The organism is Pseudomonas sp. OVF7, from assembly GCF_030644265.1.
GTDB lineage: Bacteria > Pseudomonadota > Gammaproteobacteria > Pseudomonadales > Pseudomonadaceae > Aquipseudomonas > Aquipseudomonas gorinensis.
Genome location: NZ_CP128996.1, coordinates 2069245 through 2094016, shown reverse-complemented (window position 1 = coordinate 2094016; position 24772 = coordinate 2069245). Strand labels below are relative to the sequence as shown.

The 24772-nt window shown below is 61.8% G+C and carries 22 protein-coding genes; 6 read left to right on the top strand and 16 right to left on the bottom strand.

All coding sequences use genetic code 11. The annotated features are described in order from the left end of the window. The 10 genes from pdeM to QU606_RS09490 all read right to left on the bottom strand — a co-directional run bounded on the left by pdeM (position 1) and on the right by QU606_RS09490 (position 12826). On the bottom strand, positions 1-651 hold the full coding sequence (gene pdeM / locus QU606_RS09535; RefSeq protein ID WP_304998339.1) for a ligase-associated DNA damage response endonuclease PdeM: 651 nt from the start codon (positions 649-651) through the stop codon (positions 1-3). Further along, the gene (locus QU606_RS09530) at positions 651-3131 is read right to left on the bottom strand and encodes a ligase-associated DNA damage response DEXH box helicase (protein WP_304998338.1); all 2481 of its coding nucleotides are present in this window, start codon (positions 3129-3131) and stop codon (positions 651-653) included. Before QU606_RS09530 ends, pdeM begins: the two co-directional genes overlap by 1 nt. A gap of 58 nt (positions 3132-3189) precedes the next feature. After that, positions 3190-3954, bottom strand: a complete 765-nt coding sequence (locus QU606_RS09525; protein WP_024073853.1) for an ABC transporter ATP-binding protein — start codon at positions 3952-3954, stop codon at positions 3190-3192. A gap of 13 nt (positions 3955-3967) precedes the next feature. Then, positions 3968-5086, bottom strand: coding sequence for a succinylglutamate desuccinylase/aspartoacylase family protein (locus tag QU606_RS09520; protein WP_304998337.1), 1119 nt, complete (start codon positions 5084-5086; stop codon positions 3968-3970). Positions 5087-5095: 9 nt separating this feature from the next. Next, the gene (locus QU606_RS09515; RefSeq protein WP_024073855.1) at positions 5096-5806 is read right to left on the bottom strand and encodes an ABC transporter permease; all 711 of its coding nucleotides are present in this window, start codon (positions 5804-5806) and stop codon (positions 5096-5098) included. Then, entirely contained in the window at positions 5803-6531 is a 729-nt protein-coding gene (locus tag QU606_RS09510) for an ABC transporter permease (protein ID WP_024073856.1), read from the bottom strand. The genes QU606_RS09515 and QU606_RS09510 overlap by 4 nt, the downstream gene beginning before the upstream one ends. Positions 6532-6588: 57 nt before the next feature. Beyond that, on the bottom strand, positions 6589-7368 hold the full coding sequence (locus QU606_RS09505; protein WP_024073857.1) for a transporter substrate-binding domain-containing protein: 780 nt from the start codon (positions 7366-7368) through the stop codon (positions 6589-6591). Between the two features lie 245 nt (positions 7369-7613). Next, positions 7614-9248: an ATP-dependent DNA ligase gene (locus tag QU606_RS09500; protein ID WP_102624154.1), complete on the bottom strand. Its 1635-nt coding sequence runs from the start codon at positions 9246-9248 to the stop codon at positions 7614-7616. Next, the gene (locus QU606_RS09495; protein ID WP_024073859.1) at positions 9245-10249 is read right to left on the bottom strand and encodes a ligase-associated DNA damage response exonuclease; all 1005 of its coding nucleotides are present in this window, start codon (positions 10247-10249) and stop codon (positions 9245-9247) included. The genes QU606_RS09500 and QU606_RS09495 overlap by 4 nt, the downstream gene beginning before the upstream one ends. Positions 10250-10384: 135 nt before the next feature. Next, positions 10385-12826, bottom strand: a complete 2442-nt coding sequence (locus QU606_RS09490) for a penicillin acylase family protein (RefSeq protein WP_069075383.1) — start codon at positions 12824-12826, stop codon at positions 10385-10387. Between the two features lie 652 nt (positions 12827-13478). Here QU606_RS09490 and QU606_RS09485 point away from each other — a divergent pair. Then, complete coding sequence (locus QU606_RS09485; protein WP_069075396.1) at positions 13479-14018, top strand: kinase inhibitor; 540 nt, start codon at positions 13479-13481, stop codon at positions 14016-14018. Between the two features lie 5 nt (positions 14019-14023). After that, positions 14024-14842, top strand: coding sequence for a helix-turn-helix transcriptional regulator (locus tag QU606_RS09480; protein WP_024073862.1), 819 nt, complete (start codon positions 14024-14026; stop codon positions 14840-14842). A 233-nt stretch (positions 14843-15075) separates the two neighbouring features. On the opposite strand, the gene QU606_RS09475 is transcribed toward QU606_RS09480, so the two are convergent. The 5 genes from QU606_RS09475 to QU606_RS09455 form a co-directional block, all read right to left on the bottom strand. After that, positions 15076-15720: a glutathione S-transferase N-terminal domain-containing protein gene (locus QU606_RS09475; protein WP_304998336.1), complete on the bottom strand. Its 645-nt coding sequence runs from the start codon at positions 15718-15720 to the stop codon at positions 15076-15078. 360 nt (positions 15721-16080) lie between these two features. Beyond that, positions 16081-16281, bottom strand: coding sequence for an SEC-C metal-binding domain-containing protein (locus QU606_RS09470; protein WP_003189235.1), 201 nt, complete (start codon positions 16279-16281; stop codon positions 16081-16083). Next, positions 16278-16760 carry an LEA type 2 family protein gene (locus QU606_RS09465; RefSeq protein ID WP_024073865.1) on the bottom strand — a complete coding sequence of 161 codons (483 nt, stop codon included), beginning with the start codon at positions 16758-16760 and terminating at the stop codon, positions 16278-16280. Before QU606_RS09465 ends, QU606_RS09470 begins: the two co-directional genes overlap by 4 nt. Positions 16761-16780: 20 nt before the next feature. Beyond that, positions 16781-17251 (bottom strand): YchJ family protein, encoded by a 471-nt coding sequence (locus QU606_RS09460; RefSeq protein WP_024073866.1) that lies wholly within the window; start codon positions 17249-17251, stop codon positions 16781-16783. A 4-nt stretch (positions 17252-17255) separates the two neighbouring features. Further along, a complete protein-coding gene (locus QU606_RS09455; protein ID WP_024073867.1) occupies positions 17256-17753 on the bottom strand; it encodes a DUF6231 family protein in 498 nt (165 codons plus the stop codon). 189 nt (positions 17754-17942) lie between these two features. On the opposite strand from QU606_RS09455, the gene QU606_RS09450 reads away from it, so the two are divergent. Next, positions 17943-18638: an OmpA family protein gene (locus QU606_RS09450; RefSeq protein ID WP_024073868.1), complete on the top strand. Its 696-nt coding sequence runs from the start codon at positions 17943-17945 to the stop codon at positions 18636-18638. Between the two features lie 157 nt (positions 18639-18795). Next, positions 18796-19554, top strand: coding sequence for a hypothetical protein (locus QU606_RS09445; protein WP_041160858.1), 759 nt, complete (start codon positions 18796-18798; stop codon positions 19552-19554). Positions 19555-19622: 68 nt separating this feature from the next. On the opposite strand, the gene QU606_RS09440 is transcribed toward QU606_RS09445, so the two are convergent. Continuing rightward, entirely contained in the window at positions 19623-20087 is a 465-nt protein-coding gene (locus tag QU606_RS09440) for a CopD family protein (protein WP_024073870.1), read from the bottom strand. 99 nt (positions 20088-20186) lie between these two features. On the opposite strand from QU606_RS09440, the gene dinG reads away from it, so the two are divergent. Together dinG and QU606_RS09430 are read left to right on the top strand one after the other, a co-directional pair. Then, entirely contained in the window at positions 20187-22331 is a 2145-nt protein-coding gene (gene dinG / locus QU606_RS09435; RefSeq protein WP_024073871.1) for an ATP-dependent DNA helicase DinG, read from the top strand. A gap of 98 nt (positions 22332-22429) precedes the next feature. Further along, positions 22430-24724, top strand: a complete 2295-nt coding sequence (locus QU606_RS09430; RefSeq protein ID WP_024073872.1) for a beta-galactosidase — start codon at positions 22430-22432, stop codon at positions 24722-24724. Positions 24725-24772: the final 48 nt, after the last annotated feature.

The following is a 24772-nucleotide window of genomic DNA, read 5'->3' as shown; positions in this document are numbered from 1 at the left end:
CTAACCGACTGGCCAGACCTCATGATCGCCGATAACAAATGTTCGGCGGTCATTCGCCCGTTCCACTGCAAAGCCACCGGTGAACGCGCCAAATGCCGGCAGCAGGCTGACGCGTGCGCCAAGCTGGAAGCACGGCAGGCGCAGACTCTGGCGGCCCTTGCCGCGCAAGCGATACACCGGATGCACATGCCCAGCCAACACGTGGTGGCTGGGGTGGGCGTGCGGTTCGTGTTGCAGGGCGAACGGACCCATCAGCAACGGCTCGGGGACCACCTCCATTCCCAGGTCGGCTGGCGGGTCGCCGGCGCGTTTGTCGTGATTGCCACGAATCAACGTCAGGCTCATACCCGCATGGCGCACGCGCCATGCCCTCAGCGCCTCCAGCGTGCCACTGGCGTGGGATCCGAGGCCGTGCAGGAAATCGCCAAGAAAGATTACTTGCACGCACGGTAGTGTTGATAGCAATCGATCCAGGCGCCGCAGGTTCTCGGTGGTGGTTCCCTGCGGTACCGGCTGCCCCAGGCTGCGATAGGCTGAGGCTTTGCCGAAATGCGCATCGGCAATTAACAGGCACCGGTGTGCAGGCCAAAAGACAGCCCTGTCCGCCAGCAACCACAGTTCTTCTCCCTCAAGTGTCACCGAGCAAACCATCAGCGCTTCCCGTTATCCGCGACCTTTTCCAGGTCCTTGACCATCCGCGCAATGCGCTCCGAGAGTTTTTCCGAACTCAGGCTCTCGCGCATCCGTTCCACCAGCAGGGGAAAGGCCAGCGGCGTAGGCCGTTCGATCAGGTGCAGGTCCAGTTTCAGCGCCGACAGATGAAGCAACGTTTCTTCGAGTCGGCGAATATCCAACTCATCACGCAGGACTTCTTCCCCTGCCTGGGCCAGCAGCAGGTTTTGTGGGTCATATTGCTTGAACACTTCAAAAAACAAACCACTGGAAGCCTGGACCTGGCGCGTGCTTTTCGGCGCGCCGGGGTAACCTGCGAATACCAGCCCGGCGATGCGCGCGATTTCGCGAAAGCGGCGCAGAGCCAGTTCCCCGGCGTTCAGGCTGGCGATAACGTCCGTCAGTAAGTCCGCGGGGCTCAGTAATGCTTCGTTCAGCCTCAATGGCCAATCCACTTCAGTGGCGCTCAATAGCTCCAGCCCGTAATCATTGACGGCAATCGAAAACGTCACCGCCTGCTCTTGGCTGACCCGCCACGCCAGCAAGCTTGCCAATCCCAGGTGTACCTGACGCCCGGCAAACGGGTAAAGAAACAGGTGCCACCCCTCCCGCGACTTGAGGGCTTCGGCCAACAGATGCTCACGGGTCGGCAGCCCGGACCAGCGCAACTGCGTCTGCAGCAGGGGGCGCACCGCCTGCATCTCCGGGCCTTGGAAGTGGCCCTGTGCCGCCGCATCAAAACGCTCGACGACGGCCTGCGCCAGCTCATTGGAGAGCGGCATGCGCCCGCCATTCCAGCGTGGCACAGCGGCTTTTTTCGCGGTGCCGCGGCGCACATAGGCGGTCATGTTTTCCACGCGCACCAGCTCCAGCAAGCGCCCGGCAAACAGGAAGCCATCACCCGGCTTGAGCCGCGCGATAAAACCTTCCTCGACACTGCCCAAGTGCTTGCCGCCGCCGCCCTTGCTCCAGAACTTCAGCTGGATACTGGCGTCGCTGACGATGGTACCTACGCTCATGCGGTGCCGACGCGCCAGCCGGGCATCCGGGACGCGCCAGATGCCGTGCTCGTCCGGCTCGACACGGCGGTAATCCGGGTAGGCGGTCAGCGATAGGCCGCCATGGCGAACAAACCCCAGTGCCCACGCCCAATCGGCGTCCGTGAGGTCGCGATAGGCCCAGGCCCCGCGGACTTCCGCCAGCAGCGCGTCGGGCGTAAAACCACCGCCCAGGGCCATGCTCACCAGGTGCTGTACGAGGACATCCAATGGTTTGTACGGCGATTCGCGCGCTTCGAGGCGTCGCTGGGCAATCGCATCCTGGGCCGCTGCCGCTTCTACCAATTCCAGGGTATGGGTCGGTACCAGTGTCACCCGTGATGGTCGCCCTGGCGCATGCCCCGAGCGTCCGGCGCGCTGCATCAGGCGCGCGACGCCTTTGGCGGAGCCAATCTGCAACACGCGCTCCACCGGCAGGAAATCCACGCCCAGGTCCAGGCTCGACGTGCACACCACGGCCTTGAGTTGCCCATCTTTCAGCGCGCGCTCCACCCAGTCTCGGGTTTCCCGTGCTAGCGAGCCGTGGTGCAGGGCAATCAAACCGGCCCAATTCGGACGCGCATCCAGAATGGCCAGATACCAGATTTCTGACTGCGCCCGCGTATTGGTAAACACCAGGCAACTGCTGCAGGCATCTACCTCGGCCACCACCTGCGGCAGCATCTTCAAGCCAATATGCCCGGCCCAGGGGAAGCGCTCAGCGACGGGCGGCAGCAAGGTGTCGACCTGCAAGGGCTTGCTGGTTTGCCCCTGGACGTTGATGCCACCGCCTTGTGGGACCAAGACCTCCAAGGCGTGGGCCTGGTTGCCCAGGGTCGCCGAAATCCCCCATACCATCAGCTCAGGGTGCCAGCGCCGCAACCGTGCCAACGCGAGTTGCAACTGCACGCCGCGCTTGTTGCCGATCAATTCATGCCATTCGTCCACCACCACCAGGCGCAACTGCGCCAGGCTCGCCTCGCTGTCGGCGCGCGCCAGCATGAGGGTCAGGCTTTCCGGGGTGGTGACCAGGGCGGTGGGCTGACGCCGCGTTTGGCGCGCGCGCTCGTTGCTGCTGGTGTCGCCGGTGCGCAGGCCAACGCTCCAGGGAATCTGCAACGCCTCCAGCGGTGCTTCCAGGGCACGCGCCGTGTCGGCGGCCAGGGCGCGCATGGGCGTGATCCACAACACCGTCAACGGTTCAGCCGGGGCTTTGCGCTTGCCGTTGGTTGGCGGGCGGGTGATGGCGAAGCGATTGAGCGCGGCAAACCACAGGGCGTAGGTTTTACCGGCACCGGTGCTGGCATGCAGTAGCCCCGACTGCCCATGCTTGACCGCCGCCCACACGTGTTTTTGAAAGTCGAACGGCTTCCAGCCTTTGGCGGCAAACCATTTCTTGGCGAAGTCGATGGGTTTTGCCATACGGCGGCTGATATTCCGGAGGGTCTATTTCCACAGACCCTCCAGGCATCGCAAAGGTTTACTTCAAATTGCCACTCAAGAACTGCTGCAGGCGCTCACTCTTTGGATTGCCCAGCACATCCTCCGGCGCGCCTTCCTCCTCCACCAGGCCCTTGTGCAGGAACAGCACCTGGCTCGACACCTTGCGCGCAAAGCTCATCTCGTGGGTGACCATGATCATGGTGCGGCCTTCCTCGGCCAGGCCCTGGATCACCTTCAGCACTTCGCCCACCAGCTCGGGGTCGAGGGCCGAGGTGGGTTCGTCGAACAGCATCACCTCCGGCTCCATCGCCAGCGCACGGGCGATCGCTACCCGCTGTTGCTGGCCGCCGGAGAGGAACGCCGGGTATTGATCGGCCACGCGCGCCGGCAGGCCGACTTTGTCCAGGTAGCGGCGGGCGCGGTCTTCGGCGTCCTTCTTGCTGCAACCCAGCACCCGGCGCGGGGCCATGGTGATGTTCTCCAGCACGCTCATATGGCTCCACAGGTTGAAGTGCTGGAACACCATTGCCAGCCGCGTGCGCAGGCGTTGCAGCTCAGCATCGTCGGCCACGCGCATGCCGTGGCGGTCGCTGACCATGCGGATTTGCTTGCCATCGAGGGTCATGGCGCCGTCGTTGGGGGTTTCCAGAAAGTTGATGCAGCGCAGGAAGGTGCTCTTGCCCGAGCCGCTGGCGCCGATCAGGCTGATCACGTCACCGGTCTTGGCCTTGAGCGAGACACCTTTGAGCACTTCATTGTCGCCATAGCTTTTATGCAGGCCTTCAACGGTCAGTTTGTACATGGGGCATGCATCCTCAAGGCGAAAGTAGGTAGCCGCTGCGGTAGGCCTCTGAGCCTGCGACATGGCCGATGACCATCCCCGCAGTGGCCATGCGTCGCAGCGAACGGGCGTAAAGCAGGCCGGCCTGCTGGCAGTGCACCGGCGTTACGCGGTCAGTGATGGGGTCGATGATTTCGGCAATCAGTTGCCCGGCCTCCAGGTATTCGCCCGGCAAGGCACTGAACACCAGCAAGCCGCCCACCGGCGTCGCCACAGGCTCGACGCCCGCCAGCGGCGTGGCCGGGTAGGGCAGGTCGGGCAGCGGGGCGACGTCGCCGTCGATCGCACCGAAGTGAATCAGGTAGTCGATGATCGCCTGGCAATCGAGGCGGGCCAGGCCGTGGTTGACGTCACCTTGGCCGCGCAACTCGACCGTCACCGAAAAGCTGCCCATAGGAATCGGGAAGCGTTCGCCAAAGCGTTGCTGCAACTGCCACCACACCAGGGTGAAACACTCATCGAAGGACTGTCCGCCGGAGTCAGTGGCCAGCAAATTGGCTTCTGAGCCGATATAGCGCGCCAGCGGCTCCACCCGTGGCCAGGCTTCTGGCGTGGTGTACAGGTGCGCCACGGCTTCGAAGTCGCAATGCAGGTCCAGCACCACGTCCGCATCGCAGGCCAGGCGTTGCAGTGCGAGGCGCTGGGATTGCAATTGGGTCTCGGCGTTTTGCGCGGCCAACGCGGTGGACAGCGCGGTGCGGATCAGTTCGACGTTGTGCCGCGGGTCATCGCCCAGCAAGGCCTCGACCTGGTTGCCCACGTCTTCGCTGAGATCGACGAACAGGCGATTGAAGTTCTGCCCGCTTTCCAGTTCATAACGGCCCAACGGGATATCCATCAGCACTTGTTCCAGGCCCACCGGGTTGGCGATGGGCACCAGTACGACTTCGCTGCGCAAGCGGCCGGCCGCCGCCAGCTGCCCCAGGCGCACCTTGAGGTGCCAGGCCACCAGCATGCCTGGCAGCTCGTCGGCATGCAGCGATGACTGAATGTAGATCTTGCCTTCGGCCTGCTCCGGGCCGAAATGAAAGCTGTGAATCTGCCGCGCTGTGCCGGGCACTGGCGCGATCAGCTCATGAATCTGATGACGCATGAAGGCTCCTTAGTGGCTCGGCCCGAGAAACGCCAGCCAGCGGCGCTCCGCCAGACGAAACAGACCGACCAGGGCAAAGGTCACGGTCAGGTAGATCAGCGCAGCGATGCCGAAAGATTGAAAGGTCATGAAGGTGGCCGAGTTGGCGTCCCGCGCGACTTTCAGGATGTCCGGGATCGTCGCGGTAAAGGCCACTGTGGTCGAGTGCAACATCAGGATCACTTCGTTGCTGTAGTAGGGCAGCGAGCGACGCAACGCCGACGGCATGATCACATAGGCGTACAGCTTCCAGCCGCTGAGGCCATATGCCTTGGCCGCTTCGACTTCGCCGTGGGCCATGCTGCGGATCGCCCCGGCGAAGATCTCCGTGGTGTAGGCGCAGGTGTTCAGGGCAAAGGCCAGGACGGTGCAGTTCATTGCATCGCGAAAGAACGCATCGAGGACCGGTTGCGCGCGCACGGCGGCAATGCTGTAGATGCCGGTGTAGCAAATCAGCAGTTGGATATACAGCGGCGTGCCCCGAAACAGGTAGGTATAGAACTGCACCGGCCAGCGCACCAGCGGGTTGCGCGATACCCGGGCGATGGACAGCGGGATCGACACCAGGAAGCCGATGACCAGCGAGGCGCTGAGCAGCCACATGGTCATGGCCAGGCCGGTAATGTGCTGGCCGTCGCTGTAAAGGAAGGGGCGCCAGTATTGCTGCAAGAGTTCGATCATCGCACGGCCTCCCGTGAGCCTGCGGAGTAGCGACGTTCAAGACGACGCAGGACAAAGTTCGATGCGCTGGTGATCAGCAAGTAGATCAGCGCAGCGAGCACCAGGAAGTAAAACAGTTGATAGGTGCTCTTGCCGGCATCCTGGGCAGCCTTGACCAGGTCGGCCAGGCCGATGATCGACACCAGCGCGGTGGCCTTGAGCATCACCATCCAGTTATTACCGATACCCGGCAGGGCAAAGCGCATCATCTGCGGGAAGGTCACATAGCGGAAACGTTGCCCGCGCTTGAGCCCATAAGCCGTGGCGGCTTCCAATTGGCCGCGGGGGACGGCGAGGATCGCACCGCGAAACGTCTCGGTGAAGTAGGCACCGTAGATAAAGCCCAGGGTGATCACCCCGGCGCTGAAAGGGTCGATCTCGATGTATTCCCATTCCATGAAGTCGGTAAGACCGGTCAGCCAGGTTTGCAGGCTGTAGAAAATCAGCAGCATCAGGACCAGGTCGGGTACACCGCGAATCAGGGTGGTGTAGAGCTGGGCGGGGATGCGCAGGAAGGGCAGGCTGGAGAGTTTGGCACTGGCACCGAGCAAGCCCAGCAACACGCTGACGGCCAACGACAGCACCGATAGCTTCAGGGTCATCCAGGTGCCTTGCAGCAACAGCGGGCCGAAACCCTTCAAGCTGAATGCGCTCAGCCCGAGGGTTTGCAACAGATCTTCGAACATAAATCAGGACCTATGGCGATAAAAAAGCGCCCCTTCAACGAAGGGGCGCCCCAGGCATTATTTGCCGCTGTACAGGTTCAGATCGCCAAAGTGTTTCTTCTGGATGGTGGCGTAGGTGCCATCATCGTGTAACGCTTTGATACCTTTATCCAAAAGGGCCTTCAGTTCAGTGTTACCTTTTTTGATACCGACCGCGGTTTTCGACGGCAGCAACGGGTCATCGATGGCTGCGCTGACTTCGTAGCCCGCCCCGGCTGGTGACTTCAGGAAGCCCAGTTCGGCTTGCAGCATGTCCTGCACGGACGCGTCGAGGCGACCGGAGGTCAGGTCGGCGTAAACCTGGTCCTGATTGGCGTAGGCCTTGGTAGTTACACCGGCTTTATCCAGCACGGCCTTGGCGTAGGCTTCCTGGATGGTGCCTTGCTCGTAGCCCACGGATTTGCCTTTGAGCGACTCTGGTGTCGAGTAGCCGGCGCCTTTCTTGAAGACCAGCGAAGTCGGGCCGGAGAACAGCTCGTTGGAGAAGTCGATGGCCTTCATACGGGCCTCGGTGACAGTCATCGAGGAAATCACACCGTCGAACTTGTTGGCTTTGAGGCCCGGAATCATGCCGTCGAAATCACTTTCGACCCACTTGCACTTCACTTTCAGTTCGGCGCAGATCGCGTTACCCAGGTCGATATCGAAGCCCACCAGGCTGCCGTCGGCAGCTTTGGACTCGAACGGCGCGTAGGAAGGATCGACACCAAAACGCAGTTCCTTGTATTCCTTGGCCAGCGCGGTACCGGCGGCCATGCACAGAGCCAGTGCAGAAAGGGTCAGCAATGCTTTTTTCATTATGTAATCCCTGGAAACCAAGATAAGCGCTTGTGGCGCGTTTAGGACTGTTACTGAACGGTGTCAGACGGATCACAAGTAGCAATTTCTGCACCATAGTTCCGAATGATCGTTTTAAAAGGTGGGAAGAGGGAGTTGTAAGTATAGGAGATGCCCGAAAATGGGCATTGAAAACTGAGCGCACCATTTCGGAACATTTGCAGATCCCATTGTGGGTGGGCGCTAGCTCCCACAGGTGTTCTGCGTCAGGCCAGTAAGTCCTGCAGGGTGGCAAGGTTATCCGCCTCATCCACCGCCTTGTCCTGGCGCCAGCGCAACATCCGCGGGAACCGCACCGCTATCCCGCTCTTATGCCGCTTGGACAGGGCAATGCCTTCGAACCCCAACTCGAACACCATGCTTGGCGTTACGCTGCTGACCGGGCCGAACTTCTCCACAGTGGTCTTGCGCACGATGGCGTCGACCTTGCGCATTTCTTCATCGGTCAATCCTGAATACGCCTTGGCGAACGGTACCAAGGTGCGTTCGCTGCCGGCCGGGCCGTCCCATACTGCAAAGGTGTAGTCGCTGTACAGGCTGGCGCGTCGACCATGGCCGCGCTGGGCATAGATCAACACCGCATCGACGCTGAACGGGTCGACTTTCCACTTCCACCACACGCCCATGTCCTTGGTGCGGCCTACTCCGTACAGGCCTTCGCGCGCCTTGAGCATCATGCCTTCCACCCCAAGCTGGCGGGAGGCTTCGCGTTGCTGGGCGAGGTCCTGCCAGGTGGTACCCGTCAGCAAGGGCGATGCCAGCAGCACGGGTTGGTTGCACTGGGTAATCAGCCGTTCAAGTTGGGTGCGGCGTTCCGCCTGGGGTTGGTTGCGCCAGTCGTCGCCCTGATGCTCCAGCAGGTCGTAGGCCAGGACCGCGACCGGAGCATCGTCGAGCACTTTTTTGCTCAAGGTCTTGCGGCCAATGCGCTGTTGCAGCAGCGCGAACGGTTGCACCGCGTCCTTCCACACCACGATCTCACCATCGATCACCGTGCCATCGGGCAGGCCGCTGGCCAGGCTGTGCAGTTCGGGAAAACGCTCGGTCACCAGTTCTTCACCCCGGGACCAGATCCACAGGCGGCCCTCACGCTTGACCAGTTGCGCGCGAATGCCGTCCCACTTCCATTCCACCTGCCAGTCGGCGGGCGAACCGAGCAGGGTGTCGAATTGCTCGACCGGCTGCGACAGTCCGTGGGCGAGAAAAAACGGATAGGGCTGTCCGCCCCGTTGGGCATGTTCGTCGGACGATTCGGCGGCGATCAGCTTGAGGTAGCCTTCGGCCGTCGGCCGGTTGGACAGGTCGGTGTAGCCCACCAGGCGCTGGGCCACGCGCTTGCTGTCCAGATCAGCCAGGGCGGCGAGGGCGCGGGTGACCAGCAACTTGGACACCCCCACGCGAAAGCTGCCGGTGATCAACTTGACGCACACCATCAGGCTCGGTTGATCCAGTTGCGCCCACAACGCGGGTAAGCGTTCGGCCAGGTCCTGGGGCGACAGGCCACGCAGCGGCAGGAGCTTTTCTTCGATCCACACCGCCAGGCCGTCATGGGAGGTGTAGGCCGATTCTGGCAATAACAGCGAAATCGTCTCGGCCAGGTCACCCACCGATTGGTAGCTTTCCTCAAACAGCCACGGGGCGATCCCTGAGGCTTCGGTGGCCATGTCTCGCAGCAGGCGGGTGGGTACCAATTGCCGAGGACGCCCGCCGGACAGGAAATACACCGCCCACGCGGCGTCTTCGGGCGGGGCCTGCAGGAAGTAGGCTTGTAATGCGGCAAGCTTGGCGTTGCTGGAGGTGGTGGCGTCGAGGTTGGCGTACAGCTCGGCAAAGGCTTTCATGGCGTGGTCTCTTCTTCGTCATCTCCGTATTCGGTGCTGAAGCTCTGGGCGTCCAGGCCTTTTTCCCGCAGGTGGCGCACCAGAACGCCGACGGAGCCATGGGTGACCATTACCCGTTCGGCGCCGGTTTGTTCAATGGCCCACAACAGTCCGGGCCAGTCGGCGTGGTCCGACAGCACAAAACCCCGGTCCACCCCGCGCCGCCGCCGTGTACCACGCAGGCGCATCCAACCGCTGGCGAAGGCATCGCTGTATTCGCCAAAACGGCGTATCCAGCTACTGCCGCCGGCGGAGGGCGGCGCGATGATCAGGGCTTGGCGCAGCAACGGGTCGGTCTTTTTGAAGTCGCCGGCGTAAAGGGTTTCGGGAATGTAGATACCGGCTTCGCGGTACACCCGGTTCAGCGGTTCGACTGCGCCGTGGCTGAGGATCGGACCGATGCTGGCGTCGATGCCGTGCAGGATGCGTTGGGCCTTGCCGAAGGAATAACAGAACAACACGCTGGCCTTGCCGGCCGCGATATTGGCCTGCCACCAATCATTGATGCCGGCAAAGATCTGCGCCTGGGGCTGCCAGCGGTAGATCGGCAGGCCAAAAGTGGATTCGGTGATAAAGGTGTGGCAGCGCACTGGCTCGAATGGCGCGCAGGTGCCATCGGGTTCGACTTTATAGTCGCCGGACGCCACCCAGACTTCGCCCTGGTATTCCAGGCGTACCTGGGCGGACCCAAGCACATGCCCGGCCGGGTGGAAGCTCAAGGTGACGCCGTGATGCACCAGTGGCTCGCCGTAGGCCAGGGTTTGCAGGTTGATGTCCTGGCCCAGGCGCGAGCGCAGGATGCCTTCGCCGGGACCTGCGGCGAGGTAGTGCTGGTTACCGGTTCGGGCGTGGTCGCCGTGGGCGTGGGTAATGACCGAGCGTTCCACCGGGCGCCACGGGTCGATGTAGAAATCACCGGCGGGGCAGTAGAGGCCTTCGGGCCGGGCGATGACAAGGTCCATGGGGCGTGCCGGGGGCAATGGGCTTATCAGTAGGAGGCAGGGGGCAGCGCAGAAGTTCTATCTGAATGCATGGGGGGCAAATGTGGGAGGGGGCAAGTCGCATCGTCGCACCGCCCCTCCCACAATTGAAAGCGTTTACTTGCCTGGGGTCAGGGTCAACCTGGCCTTCCCGTACACCTTGTCGAAGTTCTGCGGCTGCATCGGGAAGCTCAGGTATTGCGCCTTGAGCGCGGCGTCGATGCCGTTGGCGTAGTGGGGGCTGGCGGGGTTGCCGGACTGGCCAATGCCACCCTGGCCCATCATCGGTTCCGCCTGGCCGAAATCGACGATCATGCGCAATGCCGGCACCTGGGTGGTGTTGAAATCCTGGCCCCAGCTGTACGGTGCCGGGTTCAAGGTGGTGTGGTCGCCACCGGACGCCAGTGGTCCGCGAATCACTTGGCCGCTGGTGTTTTTCCAGGTGGTGCTGTGCAGCTTGCCCCATTGCCAGGCCTTGTGATCACTACCCAACTGGCTGTCGCCGGCCGTGATCGCGGCGGCCAGGCTGCGGGCGAGGATCGCCGGTTTGTCTTCTTTTTGCGCGGTGCGCACGTCATCCCAGAACGGGCTGTCTTCGCGGCCCAGCAGGTGGTCGGCCTGGGCGGCGTAGGACAAGCTGGCGTTACTGACAAAGGCTTTCCAGCTTGCGCTGTTTTCCGGGCCGAGTTCGTCGAGGAAGATCTGTTTGCTGCTTTCCTGCAGGAACAGCTCGTAGATCGCCGCGTCGGTGGAGGTGGGGGCCAGGCGACCGTCAAAGGCCATCAGGCGATTCAGCGCTTCCCGCGCCTTGGCCTGTTCAGCGGCTGGCAATGCATCGATCGCCTGTTTCAGGGGCTGGGCCATGCCCGGTGCCTGGAACATGTTCTTGAGCTTGGCGGCGAACGTGGTGGTCTGGTCGTATTGCATGGCAATCATGCTGCGGCTGTCATGCTTGCCGGCATTGGCCAGTTGCGCCAGGCGCTCGCTGCGCTCCGGCGCATCCCACGAGTTCGACAATTGCATGCCATAGCCACGCGGCGCGGTGCGCTGGTTGGCGGTGCCGATCCAGCCCTGGGCCGGATCCTGGTCGTACGGGTGCAGCATGGCGTCGGCGTAACCGTCCCAGTCGAAGCGCGCATCCCAGCCCGGCGAGGGCAACAGGCCTTCGCCTTCGCGACGGTTGGGGAAGCGGCCAGTGACCTGCCAGCCAATGTTGCTGGCGTCGGCGAACACCATGTTCAAGGCGATGGCGCGAATCTCGCGGGTCGCGTCCGAGGCTTTGCCGGCATTTTGTGCACGGGACAGGTCGAAGAACGCGTCCAGGCTTTTGTCGTCCTTGAAGTCGGCGGTTTGCAAGGCCAGGCCAAAACCACTGGTCAGTGCCTGGCTGCTGTTAAGCAGGGCGCCGTGGCGGGTTTCGTACACCACTTCGCGAATCGAACGTTGGCCCTTGATGAAGAAGGTTTCGTTACGCACCCCAGCCGGTAGCCATTTGCCGTTGTTCTCGTAGTACAGCGCGCTGCCTTGGCGTTTGACCTTCTCCAGGAACAGGTCCTGGGTGTCGCCCTTGACGGCGCTCATGCTCCACGCGACTTTGCCGTTGAACCCCGACAACAGAGTTGGCAGACCGGCGATCGAGGCGCCGACCGCCTGGTATTTCGGGGCGCGGATCTGCACGTAGTTCCACGGCGAAGGCGCTTGCGGCTGGGCCGCGAGGTCGTTGGCCAGCAGGCTTTTACCGCTGCGGCTGCGTTGCGGGCCGATGGCCCAGTTGCTTGAAGTCGTCACCGCCAGGGAATTGAGTGTGCTCAATTGCTGGCTGACCGTGTCCAGCCCGGCCAGGCCGGTGATCTGGCTGAGGTTCACGCCCTTGAGCTTCTCCGCTTCGGCCAGGGGGATCGGTTCATCCGGTGCGCTTGGGGTGAGCCAGGCGAGCTTGTCGGCGCCGACTTTCTGGGCGAGTACCAGGGACGCCAGTTCTTCCTGCAGGTTGGTTGCCTCGCTGAAATTCAGCAGGCAGAACAACAGCGCCGAATCTTCCGGTTTCCAGTACTCGGGCTTGTAGCCGGTCTGGGCCAGGTCCGGCGGCAGCTTGTCGCGATAGCGGAACAGGTAGGCGTTGACGCCACGGGCATACACTTCAAAGAAACGCTTGAGGCGCGGCGACGAGGCGTTATACAGCTCGCCCGCACTTTTCTTGAGGTTGACCGCGCGCATGAAGCGGTCGACATCCAGCACGTCTGCACCGGACATTTCCGCCAGGCGGCCTTGGGCCAGCAGGCGCAGCGTGACCATCTGGGTGATCCGGTCGCTGGCGTGTACATAGCCGAGGCTGAACAGTGCGTCGTGGAAGGTGTTGCTTTCAATCAGCGGCATGCCCTGGGCATTGCGGCGTATCGAAACGTTCTGCGCGAGGCCCTTGAGCGGCTGCACGCCGGCAACGGGGGGCAGGGTGTCCTGGGTGCTCTGGAGCTGGCAACCGGCCAGGCCCAAGGCACTGGCCACTGCCGCGGCAACGCCGAACCGGGGAAGAAAATGTGAGAGGGCTGGCGAGGCCATGGCAAAGCTCCTGCGGGGGGTAGCGTCAGTAAAGGCGCTACGTTAGTGAGCGCGGCGATACGACGCAAGCGGGAGTTTGGGGAAAGCGTCAGATCTTGAGTCTGTTCAAATCAAATGTGGGAGGGGCGGTGTGACGATTCGACTTGCACCCGATGGCGGCCTCTGGGCCGACCAGGATGTTGGGGGAATGGGGACATATCCATTGCTGCGGTAACGGCGACTTAGGGTTCCGCTCTTACAGCGGGTCACTTTTGGAAAAGAGCCCCAAAAGTAACCAAAAGGGCTCTTGCCCCACCACTCGGCACCTCGCCTAGGCTCGGTGTGCCCGAACACAGGCTTGAATCCGTGGGCCGCCGTCATGGGCCATCCCTGGCCCAGGACGGCTAACCCGGCGTCCTGCCGGGTTACCCACGGATTCAAGCCTGCGTTCGGCCAGCGTGGTTTAACGGGGCGCCTAAGATCAAGATCAAGATCAAAAGCCAAAGCCAAAGCCAAAGCCAAAGCCAAAGCCAAAGCCAAAGCCAGAGCCAGAGCCAAAGCCAGAGCCTGAGCTATTGAGCATTTCGGCACTGTTATCGAGCGTTTCGGCACAGTAACCACGCTTTGCTCAACCTAGAATCGAGCTTCACTTTAGGACTCAGATGGAGTCGCGATGAAAATCAGATTAATCCTGCCTGCACTTTCCATGGCAGTGACATTCAGTGGATACGCTGCCGATTTCGTACTGACCAGCCGGGATATTGCTGACAATCGTCCGCTGACCAGTCGCGAAGTGTTCCAGGGCTTCGGGTGCGAAGGTGGCAACACGTCTCCTGAGCTTTCCTGGAAAGACGCCCCTGCGGGGACTAAAAGCTACGCGATCACTGTTTACGATCCCGATGCACCCACCGGTAGCGGTTGGTGGCATTGGACGGTGGTTAACCTGCCAGCTTCCACCCATAGCTTGCCAAGAGGTGTAGGGGCGAACTTGCCCGCAGGTGCCGTACAAGGGCGAACCGATTATGGCCAGCCGGGGTTCGGTGGCGCTTGCCCACCTGTCGGAGATAAACCCCATCGCTATCAATTCACCGTATGGGCATTGAAAGCCGATAAGCTACCGCTCGACAACCAGGCCAGCGGAGCCTTGGTAGGTTACATGCTCAACGCCAACGTCCTGGCCAAAGCGACCATTACTTCAACGTACGGACGTTAAGAACGATGCGCCCTTGTGACGGCATACAGCACCGGGAAAACATTATCGATGCATGTGTCATACGGGCGCGACAACCCCTCACCTTGCCAAGGGTGCCGGTGTTCGTGACCACCTTGTGTCGAGTGCGGCAGGGGGAAAAACTGTTGCAATGGGATGACCGGGAGATGCGCGCGGGGCCTCAGCATCTGATTCTGATGCCGGCCGGGCGCGAGCTTGGTATCTCCAACTTTCCTGGCCCTCACGGTCACTACATCGCCGATGCGGTGACCTTTCCCGTCTCGACATTACGTAACTTCAGCACCCGATATAGCCAGCAGATTATGAGCGGTCGCGGTGCTCTGAAGACCGATCTATGCGTTCCTCTGGACAGGCACACAACCCAGGCATGGGAGCAGTTGTTGGCTGCCATCAATGGGAACGCCCCACAGGCGTTATGCACACATTATGGGGAAGCGGTTCTTCTGAGCCTATGCCTTGGCGGCCAGGTCGGACCTCTGCTGATGGGGCGCAACGATCCACTGTGTGAACGTGTGCAGCAACTGGTAATGGCCAGGCCGGAGAGAGACTGGACGGTCGCGAGCATCGCACAACACATGAACCTGGGTATGTCGACATTGCGCCGCCAACTGGCGAAAGAGGGTAATAGCTTCAGGAATATTTTGGAGGGTGTTCGACTGTCGACAGCATTACAACGGTTGCAAACAACTTCTCGCCCGATCGGTGAAATTGCCGGCGCCTGCGGTTATGCCTCGGCCTCACGTTTTGCTGTGCGCTTTCGCTCACACTATGGCCTGTCACCGCGTGAATTGCGGGCGGCGATTTGAGCATTTTCGTGAGGTTTTTCCCTGCTTCGTACAGCCCGCCAATCGAGTGAAGCGCCTGCTCAGCTTGCCGTTCCAACTGCACCGATTCGTTGCCAGGGCAATCCAAGTACCCGTGCCTGAATTGGCAAAACTTTGTAGCAGCTTACCGTCGGCTGCTACAAAGCTTTCGTGGATACCCATGGTTATCCGGGGCAGGCCCCCACATGTGACCGGGTGGGTTTCAAGAATAATGCTCAGGACTTGGGCGGGTTGACCTTTTGCACCAGTTCGTAAGCGCGCAGGGTTGCCGGGCGTTCCTTGATACTGTTGAACCAGCGATGAACGTGTGGGAAATCTTCCAACCGCTGGCTCTGCCACTTGTGGGAAACGATCCAGGGGTAAATGGCCATGTCGGCAATGCTGTAGGCCTCACCCGCCACGAACGGACGATCCGCCAGGCGTCGATCCAGTACCCCATACAAACGCGCGGTTTCATCCACATAACGCTTGATCGCGTAGGGGAGCTTCTCCGGTGCAAATTGGCTGAAGTGATGGTTCTGGCCCGCCATCGGCCCCAACCCGCCCATTTGCCAGAACAGCCATTGCAGTACTTCCTGGCGACCGCGCAGGTCCTGGGGAATGAACTGGCCGGTTTTTTCCGCGAGGTACAGCAGGATTGCACCGGATTCAAACAGTGAAATCGGCGCGCCGCCGTCGCTCGGGTTCTGGTCGACGATGGCCGGGATGCGGTTGTTGGGAGCGATCTTCAGGAAGTCAGGCTTGAACTGGTCGCCCTGGCCGATGTTGATCGGGTGCACCTTGTAGGGCAGCCCGGCTTCTTCCAGGAACAGCGATACTTTGTGACCGTTAGGGGTGGTCCAGTAATACAGGTCGATCATGAAGCTCTCCAAATGAGCGAATGCCTGCATGTATAGGTGATGATCGACGGGTCATAATTCAATGAAACATTTACGTCTAAGGTTAGAAGCCTTTCAGGCTGCGCTGTCTGCCCACACCCGCAGTGGCGGTTGCGCGCAGCACACCATAGCCTTCAGCTGAAAGCGTGGGGGCGCCTCCATTGCCTGGGCACATGGGGGGAGCTTGATTCGTCGGGAGACGGGGGGAGGGGATTGCAGTGCCAGCGCAAGTCCTGGACTTGGAGCGCCGTCAAGCATGTGGGAGTTTTGCTGCCCCTCGCAGGGAGTGACTCTATAAAGCCACCAGGACAGTTGCTCCCACATTTGGGGCTACCGCGCGGCTTACGCCCCGTGGCACTTCTTGAATTTTTTCTCACTGCCGCATGGGCACGGATCGTTGCGACCAACGTCCTTCAACGCATTGCGCACTGGCTCCTGGTGAGCGTGGCCGCAGTTCGGGCCGTGGACATGGCCGTGGTCGTGATCATGATGATCGTGATCGTGGTTGCAGTCAGGACCATGGACATGGGGTTGCTGAGTCATCGATGTCGCTCCGGAATAAAATCGCCGGGTATTATCTCGCCATTGTGGGCCACCTGCACGTCATACTCGATGAATAATCCGGTTTTCAGCTCGCCGTCCAGGCGATAAGGCACGGGCTGGTCGGGTTTTTTCAGCATCTGCACCACATCGCGTATCTGCGGCCATAGGTTGGTGCGCACCGACACCTTGAAGAACGCGTGGCCGCGCGGCGGTACGGTGAGCCACTCATTGGACTCGCCCTCGGTCAGCACAAAGTCGCCCAGGGTGACCTTGTAGATCAGGCCGCGCACGGTCAGGTCTGCGTCGTCGCGGTTGTCCACGCGGAAATACAGCTTGAATTTCTGCTCAAGCAACTTGGCCCGTACCACCTCCACTTTCACCAGGGAGACGTGGGGCGGCGGTGAGTCGTCTTCAAACCAGGAGGCGCAGCCCGTCAGAGTGAGGGTCAACGCCAGCATTAAGCTGTACATCCGGTGCATGGCGCTGTCCTGTCATGGGGTTAGAGGTAGCTGGCGCAGCACTTCTTGAACTTCTGCCCGCTGCCGCACGGGCAGGCATCATTGCGCCCGGCCTTCACGTCCACGGTCGGGTCGATGAAGTACCAGCGCCCCTCATTCTGTACGAAAGAAGACTGCTCGCGGTGGCTATGTTCGCCGGTGCTGTCATGCCAGCGCGCGGTAAACGTCACAAAGGCGTGTTCCGGCTGGCCGCCGAATACCTCGGAGCTTTCGACCTCAAGGCCCAGCCAGGTGCTCTGCAAGCTCCAGGCACTGATGGCGTCGCGGTCCAGGCCGGCCTGTTGCGCAGGCAATGTGGTGCTCACCAGGTAGTCGACCAGGCCCAGCACGTAGGCGCTGTAGCGCGAGCGCATCAGGGCGCTCGCGCAGGGCGCCGGGTGGCCAGCGTGATAATGGCCGCAGCAGGCATCCAGCAGGTTACCGCTGCCGCAGGGACATATGGATGTACTCATCGGGTTACCACCAATACTTTCCGAAGTTTTCCGGGTTGGCCCAGAAGCGTGCGTTGAGCCAGTCCGGCACCTGTTTATAGTCAAGCAGATCATAGGTGAACAACGTCAGGACCTGATCAAGGCGCTGGAAGCGCTCGCCGGCCTGCAGGGCCAGGGAGAAGAAGTCGGTGTCCTTCCAGTCGCAGGCGGCCAGGTCTACCAGTACCGCGATGCGGCTGGCGTTGAGGTTACGAATGCCGCCAAGCAGGGTCAGTCCTTGAGGTTTTGACAGGTGCTCCAGGCAGTCGACCACCAGTGCCAGGTCAAAACGCTGCGCTGCCAGTTCCGCGGGCAATGCCCCAGGCTGTGCGATGAACACCTGGGTGTCTGGGTGCGCCGCCTCAAAGGCCTCCAGTGCCGGGAATTGGCTGGAGCCCAACAGCAGCAGGCGTTTGGGCTGGTGCAGATCGAGCAAAGCGGCCAGCGCTTGCTGGGGCGTACGGGAAGAAATACCAGCGGTCATCAGAGATCCTCACATCATGACCCTAGAGACTAGCGCGGCTGAGCGTGCGGGCCTAGAGCGGGCGGTAGCGAAAAGTCCTACAAGTACGGCGATCCTCAATGAATACGGGGGCGTGGCGTAGTGGCGCAGTTGAAAAGAGCCGTCTTTACTCCACCCATCGGCCCCCGCCGATCCCTCAGGAGAAATCAGATGAGCATCATGCGGACAGTTCTACCTTTGGTTCTGCTAACCGGAGTATTGACAGGTTGCGCAGGCTTGCAAAAAACCGATTGGCCCACCTGTGCCGCTGTCGGCGGCGTGACCGGCGCGGCGATTGGCGCGACGGAAAGCTCGGCCTACGCCGGTTATGGCGCATTGCTGGTCGGCGGCATGGCCGGCGCGTATTGCTGGGTTCATGGCGACGCGGATGAAGACGGCGATGGCGTGCCGGACAGCCGTGACAAGTGCCCGGGTACTCCGAAGGGCGTGCAGGTCGACGCCAATGGCTGCCCACCTGCGCCGCCAGCGGCGGTGGTAGAGGAAGTGGTGGTGGCCAAGGAAGAAACCATCGTGATTCGCGATGTGCACTTCCAGTTCGACTCGGCCAAATTGACGGCTGCGGACAAGACCAAGCTCGACACCATCGCCACTCGCCTGAAAAAGGAGGCCCCAAGTGCCCAACTGCGGGTCAGCGGCCATACCGACAGCGTCGGCAAAGACGCCTACAACCAGAAACTCTCGGAAAAACGCGCGCGCTCGGTCACCGACTACCTGATCAGTGCCGGCGTGCCTCGCAGCAACTTTGTGTCCGTGACCGGCGCGGGTGAAAGCCACCCGGTGGCCGACAACAAAACCGCTGAAGGCCGCGCATTGAACCGCCGCGTGGAAATCCAGATCAACCGCTGACAGCCCTTGCCCCTGTGGGATTCCACAGGGGCATTGTTGGCGATCTTCGTTGAAATCGCTCCTTTCTCAAGTTTTTTGATCCTTCACTGGCAAATCGCCTGTAGAAGTCGTTACTGTGCGCCCAAAGAAAAATTTGAAAACACTCAGGAGCCCCATGATGCGTAAGGTTTTTCTGTTGGCCCTGTTGGTCAGCCCCGTTGCCCTGGCCCAGAGCGTCAGTGTTGAAACCAATTCGTTGATGCGCCTGCCTTCCAGCACCAGCGTGTTGCAACTGGAGCGCCTGGACGTGGCGGATTACGGCACCTTGCTGATCCCGGCCACGATCAGCCAGGTCACGGTGGATCAACTGCACCTGGGCCGTGAGGCGCGCATTACCATCGCGCCGGGCAACACAGGGTTGCAGTTGCAAGTGCGCCAGGCGCAGTTGGAACACGGCAGCCAGATCACCTCGCGCGGTGCCCCTGGCACCCATGAAAAACCGGCCAAGGCCGGGCGCGACCTGACCTTGCGTATCAATGCACTGGCCGCTGAAACATTGTCGGTGGATGCCCGTGGCGGCGCGGGTGCACAAGGGTATGCCGGCCTGGATGGTGCCAACGGTGAAGACCCGGGTTGTACCTGGGGTTCGGCCGGGCGGGGGGCCAATGGAGATAATGGCGGCGACGGCCTTCCCGGCGCAGCGGGAGCGCAAGTACGCCTCGAGCTGCCGCAGGACTTTCCGAGCGAGCGGATCAAGGTCTGGGTCGATGGTGGCCCGGGCGGCTTGGCCGGTACGGCGGGTAAACCTGGCAAGGGCGGGCAATCCAAAGGCTGCCTGGTGTACCGCGCTGATGGCGGCGAAAAAGGCCGCCCAGGTTTGGAAGGCCAGCCGGGGCCAGCTGGGCCTGCGGGCTCTGTGACCATCCAACGACTTTGAGTCGTCGGGTCTGACGCCCTCGGGAGCACGTCGCACCGACCTGCTCCCGAGCCAGGTTGAAGGTCGCCTCAGAACATCGGCCGCGCCGAAGCAATCGCCACCAGCAACAACCCCACGATCAAATTGATCCCCACCAACTTGCGAATCTGCCCCAGCGCCGCCGCGCCCGCCGGCCAGTCTTCAGCCGCTACCGCCGTGCGCAGTTCCGGGAACTTCAACGCCTGGATGCGGATAAACAGCGCGGTCATCACCACATACAAGCCCATCATCACCTGCACATAGCGCGGTGCGGTCTCGAACCCGCTGAAGCGCAGGTGCAGCAGGCCAACGCCGCTGATCGGCAAAACCAGCACCGCCACCCAGACCCACACGAAAAAACGTTGAAACACATTTGCCCACAACTTGAGTCGGGCAGGGCCCTCAAGGGCCGCCACAGCGGCGGGGCGCAGGATCATCCAGGCGAAAAACATGCCGCCGACCCAGATCAGGGCGGCCAATACATGCAGGGTGTAGACGAGGCTGAAGACGGTCATGGTGGTACTCCGTTCTGCGCGGGATTAATTAGCGGGGTATGATAGCGGCCGATTCGAACCACTGAAAATTTATCCAGCGTTTTTTGCGCCCGACTATCCATGATCAGCACTGAACTCAAAACCACGATCCAGGGCGCCTATACGCGTTTTCTCGAAGCCAAGAGCTTGAAACCGCGCTATGGCCAACGCCTGATGATCGCCGAAGTGGCCAAGGTCCTCGGGGATATCGACACCGACGACGAAGGTCGCCGCGAAGGTGAGCCTGCGGTCGTGGCCGTCGAAGCCGGCACCGGTACCGGCAAGACCGTGGCCTACAGCCTGGCCGCGATCCCGACTGCCAAGGCCGCCGGCAAGCGCCTGGTGATCGCCACCGCCACCGTCGCCCTGCAGGAGCAGATTGTCTACAAAGACCTGCCCGACCTGATGCGCAACAGCGGCCTGAACTTCACCTTCGCCCTGGCCAAGGGGCGTGGCCGCTATATGTGCCTGTCCAAGCTCGACGTGCTGTTGCAGGAAGGCCATGCGCAAACCGCCACGGCGTCGCTGTTTGAAGAAGAAGGCTTCAAGATCGAGGTTGATGAAGTCAGCCAGAAGCTGTTTACCAGCATGATCGAGAAATTGGCTGGCAATAAATGGGACGGCGACCGCGACAGCTGGCCCACCGCCCTGGAAGATGCCGATTGGGCGCGCCTGACCACCGACCATAGCCAATGCACCAACCGCCATTGCCCGAACTTCGGCCAGTGCGCCTTCTATAAGGCACGGGAAGGCATGGGCAAGGTCGATGTGATCGTCACCAACCACGACATGGTCCTGGCCGACCTGGCCCTGGGCGGCGGCGCTGTACTGCCGGACCCACGCGACACGCTCTACGTCTTCGACGAAGGCCACCACCTGCCCGATAAGGCCATCGGCCACTTCGCCCACTACACGCGCCTGCGCTCCACCGCCGACTGGCTGGAGACCACCGCCAAGAACCTCACAAAGTTGCTCGCCCAGCACCCCTTGCCCGGCGACCTGGGCAAGCTGATCGAACAGGTGCCGGAGCTGGCGCGCGAGATCAAGACCCAGCAGCAGTTCATGTTCAGCGCCTGTGAACAGGTGGCCGACTTTAAACCTGGCGAAGACGTGGAGGGCCGAGAGCGCCCGCGCCATCGTTTTGTGGGTGGGCTGATCCCCGAGCACATGCGCGAAATGGGCGTTGAGCTCAAGAAAGGCTTTTCGCGCCTGACCGACCTGTTCACCCGCCTGACCGACCTGCTCAAGGAGGGCATGGACGGCGAGGTGAATATCGGCATCGCCAGCAACCAGGCCGAGGAATGGTACCCGCTGTTCGGCAGCCTGCTGTCCCGTTCCCAGGGCAACTGGGAGTTGTGGACCGCGTTTACCGCCGAAGACCCGGAAGACAACCCGCCCATGGCGCGTTGGCTGACCCTGTCGGAAAGCGGCGCGCTGTTCGATATCGAGGTCAATGCCAGCCCGATCCTGGCTGCCGAAATGCTGCGCCGCAACTTGTGGAATGTCGCGTATGGCTGCCTGGTAACCTCGGCCACGCTGACCGCCCTGGGCACCTTCGACCGCTTCCGCATGCGCGCCGGCCTGCCGAAAAAGGCGGTGACTGCTGTGGTGCCGAGCCCGTTTCATCATGCCGACGCCGGCGTGCTGCGCGTGCCCGACCTCAAGGCCGACCCTCGGGATGCTCCGGCTCACACGGCCGCCATCATCCGTGACCTGCCGTCCCTGGTGGAAGGTTCACGCGGCACCCTGGTATTGTTTTCCTCACGCAAACAGATGCAGGACGTGTTCGATGGCCTCGACCGCGACTGGCGCAAGCAAGTGTTTATCCAGGGCAACCTGTCCAAGCAGGAAACCCTGAACAAGCACAAGGCGCGGGTCGATGGCGGGGATTCCAGCGTGCTGTTCGGCCTGGCCAGTTTTGCCGAAGGCGTGGACTTGCCCGGTGCCTACTGTGAGCACGTGGTCATCGCCAAGATTCCGTTCTCGGTGCCGGATGACCCGGTCGAGGCTGCCTTGGCCGAGTGGATTGAGGCGCGGGGCGGCAACCCGTTCATGGAAATCTCGGTACCGGATGCTTCGCTGAAGCTGGTGCAGGCCTGCGGGCGCTTGCTGCGTACCGAAGAAGACCGCGGCACCATCACGTTGCTCGATCGGCGCTTGGTTACCCAGCGCTATGGCAAAGCCATCCTGAATGCGTTGCCGCCATTCAGGCGCGAAATTTCTTAAGCCACCGTGGGCGAATTCGCCCACTTCGTGGTCTATCTCACTGCTATCGCTTTATGTCATCAGGCCATTCACCGGCCGTTTGGGAGAACCTTGCTCGTATGATTCGCACGCTGCCCGCCCTTTTTGCCCTGCTGTTCGCCGCGCCCTTGATGGCCGCGCCCAGCGGGCAACAAACATTGTTCAACTTCGTCCGGCCTGCCGATGTGGTCAAGGTGGCGACCCAGGACGCCAGCCTGCCGCAATACAACGCCGAACAAACCCCGGAAGGCGAGGTGCTGCGCCGCATCACGTTCAACCCGGCCGCCGAACCGAGCCTGGTGCTGAGCCCGCAAAGCGGCGTGTGGGACTGGTCGCAGTCCGGCGCCATGAGCCTGCGTATCCAGAGTGCCATGGACTGGGCGTTGACCCTGTACGTCAAGGTGCAGAGCAACGACGGCAAGACCCTGGTCAGTCGCATCGACCTGCCTGCGGGCCCGGCCCAGACCCTGCTGGTTCCGTTGCAAGCCAACTCGCCGCTGAGCCAGGGCATGAAGGCGGGCCCGCCGATGCCGATCACCGTCGACGGCCAGCGCGTGTTGCTGGCCAGCAGCGCCGGGGAGATCGACCGCAGCCAGGTGGTCTCGGTGACCCTGTCGATGATCAAGCCCAATGTTGCGCAAAGCATCCTGCTGGAGCGCTTCGGCGTGCAGGACAGCGAGCCAGCGTTCAAGGCTGCCTACAGCAACCTGGTGGACGCCTATGGTCAATCCACGCGTGCGCGCTGGCCGGAAAAGGTCAGCAGCGACGAACAACTCAAGGCCGCCGCTGCCAAGGAGCAGCAACAGCTCAAGACGTGGCTGGCCGAGCGGGATAAGTCCGCACTGGATCAATACGGCGGTTGGAACAAAGGGCCGGCGTTCGATGCCAGCGGCTTTTTCCGCACCGAGAAACGTGACGGTCGCTGGTACCTGGTGACGCCGGAAGGCCACCCGTTCTACTCCCTGGGCGTGAACACCGTGGCGTCGGATAACAACCAGACCTACGTGGCGGGGCGTGAATGGATGTTCGGGGCGCTGCCCCAGGCTGGCGAACCCTTCGACAAGTACTATGGCAGCAGCGATCATCGCACCGGCAACGGCGCGGGCGAAGGCCGCAGCTTTGCGGCGGGGCGCTGGTACGATTTCTACCGCGCCAACCTGCAGCGTACCTACGACACTGATGGTTACGACCAGAAGCGCTGGATCAGCCACACCCTCGACCGCCTGCAGGCCTGGGGCTTCAACACCATCGGCAACTGGAGCGCGGCGGACCTGGCCACCGCCGACCGCGTACCGTACACCTTGCCGCTATCGATCGTCGGCGATTACGCCAGCATCAGCACCGGTACCGATTGGTGGGGCGGCATGCCCGACCCGTTCGACCCTCGCTTCGCCATGGCCACCGAGCGTGCCGTAGCCATCGCTGCCCGCGATCACCGCGATGACCCGTGGCTGATTGGCTTCTTTGCCGACAACGAATTGGCCTGGGCCGGCCCCGGTGATGATCCCAAGTCACGCTATGCCCTGGCCTACGGCACGTTGCGCATGACCACCGACGTCCCGGCCAAACGTGCGTTCCTCAAGCAATTGCGCGACAAGTACCGCAATGAAGAAGGCCTCTCCAGGGCCTGGGGTATCCACCTGGCGGGCTGGGAGTTGATGGAAGACCCAGGCTTCGAACCGCCGATGCCGAGTCCTGAGCACCCGGAAATCGAAGCCGACTTCAAATATTTCCAGAAAACCTTCGCCGACACCTATTTCAAGACCATTTCCGATTCGTTGAAGTGGCATGCCCCCAACCAGTTGCTGCTGGGTGGCCGTTACGCCGTGAGTACGCCGGAAGCCGTGGCCTCCTGTGCGCAGTATTGCGACGTGTTGAGCTTCAACATGTACACGCTCAAGCCTCAGGACGGTTATGACTTCGCTGCGTTGCGCGCATTGGACAAGCCCGTGTTGATCACCGAATTCAACTTCGGCTCTGCAGACCGTGGCCCGTTCTGGGGCGGTGTGACGCAGTTGGCCAGGGAAGAAGACCGGGGGGCGGCGTATGCGACCTTCCTCAAGCAGGCCATGGCCGAGCCGTCGATCGTCGGCGTGCATTGGTTCCAGTACCTGGACCAACCGGTTACCGGTCGCCTGCTGGACGGTGAAAACGGCCACTTCGGCTTGGTTGGCATTACCGATATCCCATTCCAGGGGTTTGTCGACAGCGTGCGCAAGAGCAACCTGGCGGCGGTCGACCAACTGGGCAAGGAAGCCGAAAAGGCCAAAGCGGCCAGTGCAGTGCATGAGCACGAAGGCGGCAACGCGCATGATGGCAAAGGTGCGGGGCAGGGCGCTGGGCACGCCGGCGGGCACTCTGGAAATGGTCATTGATTCAGTGGTGACGGGTTCACAAATCCTACAAGGGCTGGAACAATGTCA

Coding starts and splice junctions, on each gene's coding strand:
- QU606_RS09485 (WP_069075396.1), top strand. CDS start 13,479: ATGAAAATCAGATTAATCCTGCCTGCACTTTCCATGGCAGTGACATTC.
- QU606_RS09430 (WP_024073872.1), top strand. CDS start 22,430: ATGATTCGCACGCTGCCCGCCCTTTTTGCCCTGCTGTTCGCCGCGCCC.
- QU606_RS09445 (WP_041160858.1), top strand. CDS start 18,796: ATGCGTAAGGTTTTTCTGTTGGCCCTGTTGGTCAGCCCCGTTGCCCTG.
- QU606_RS09495 (WP_024073859.1), bottom strand. CDS start 10,249: ATGGACCTTGTCATCGCCCGGCCCGAAGGCCTCTACTGCCCCGCCGGT.
- pdeM (WP_304998339.1), bottom strand. CDS start 651: ATGGTTTGCTCGGTGACACTTGAGGGAGAAGAACTGTGGTTGCTGGCG.
- QU606_RS09500 (WP_102624154.1), bottom strand. CDS start 9,248: ATGAAAGCCTTTGCCGAGCTGTACGCCAACCTCGACGCCACCACCTCC.
- QU606_RS09520 (WP_304998337.1), bottom strand. CDS start 5,086: ATGCGTCATCAGATTCATGAGCTGATCGCGCCAGTGCCCGGCACAGCG.
- QU606_RS09450 (WP_024073868.1), top strand. CDS start 17,943: ATGAGCATCATGCGGACAGTTCTACCTTTGGTTCTGCTAACCGGAGTA.
- QU606_RS09490 (WP_069075383.1), bottom strand. CDS start 12,826: ATGGCCTCGCCAGCCCTCTCACATTTTCTTCCCCGGTTCGGCGTTGCC.
- QU606_RS09455 (WP_024073867.1), bottom strand. CDS start 17,753: ATGACCGCTGGTATTTCTTCCCGTACGCCCCAGCAAGCGCTGGCCGCT.
- QU606_RS09530 (WP_304998338.1), bottom strand. CDS start 3,131: ATGGCAAAACCCATCGACTTCGCCAAGAAATGGTTTGCCGCCAAAGGC.
- QU606_RS09475 (WP_304998336.1), bottom strand. CDS start 15,720: ATGATCGACCTGTATTACTGGACCACCCCTAACGGTCACAAAGTATCG.
- dinG (WP_024073871.1), top strand. CDS start 20,187: ATGATCAGCACTGAACTCAAAACCACGATCCAGGGCGCCTATACGCGT.
- QU606_RS09465 (WP_024073865.1), bottom strand. CDS start 16,760: ATGCACCGGATGTACAGCTTAATGCTGGCGTTGACCCTCACTCTGACG.
- QU606_RS09440 (WP_024073870.1), bottom strand. CDS start 20,087: ATGACCGTCTTCAGCCTCGTCTACACCCTGCATGTATTGGCCGCCCTG.
- QU606_RS09525 (WP_024073853.1), bottom strand. CDS start 3,954: ATGTACAAACTGACCGTTGAAGGCCTGCATAAAAGCTATGGCGACAAT.
- QU606_RS09510 (WP_024073856.1), bottom strand. CDS start 6,531: ATGTTCGAAGATCTGTTGCAAACCCTCGGGCTGAGCGCATTCAGCTTG.
- QU606_RS09460 (WP_024073866.1), bottom strand. CDS start 17,251: ATGAGTACATCCATATGTCCCTGCGGCAGCGGTAACCTGCTGGATGCC.
- QU606_RS09505 (WP_024073857.1), bottom strand. CDS start 7,368: ATGAAAAAAGCATTGCTGACCCTTTCTGCACTGGCTCTGTGCATGGCC.
- QU606_RS09480 (WP_024073862.1), top strand. CDS start 14,024: ATGCGCCCTTGTGACGGCATACAGCACCGGGAAAACATTATCGATGCA.
- QU606_RS09470 (WP_003189235.1), bottom strand. CDS start 16,281: ATGACTCAGCAACCCCATGTCCATGGTCCTGACTGCAACCACGATCAC.
- QU606_RS09515 (WP_024073855.1), bottom strand. CDS start 5,806: ATGATCGAACTCTTGCAGCAATACTGGCGCCCCTTCCTTTACAGCGAC.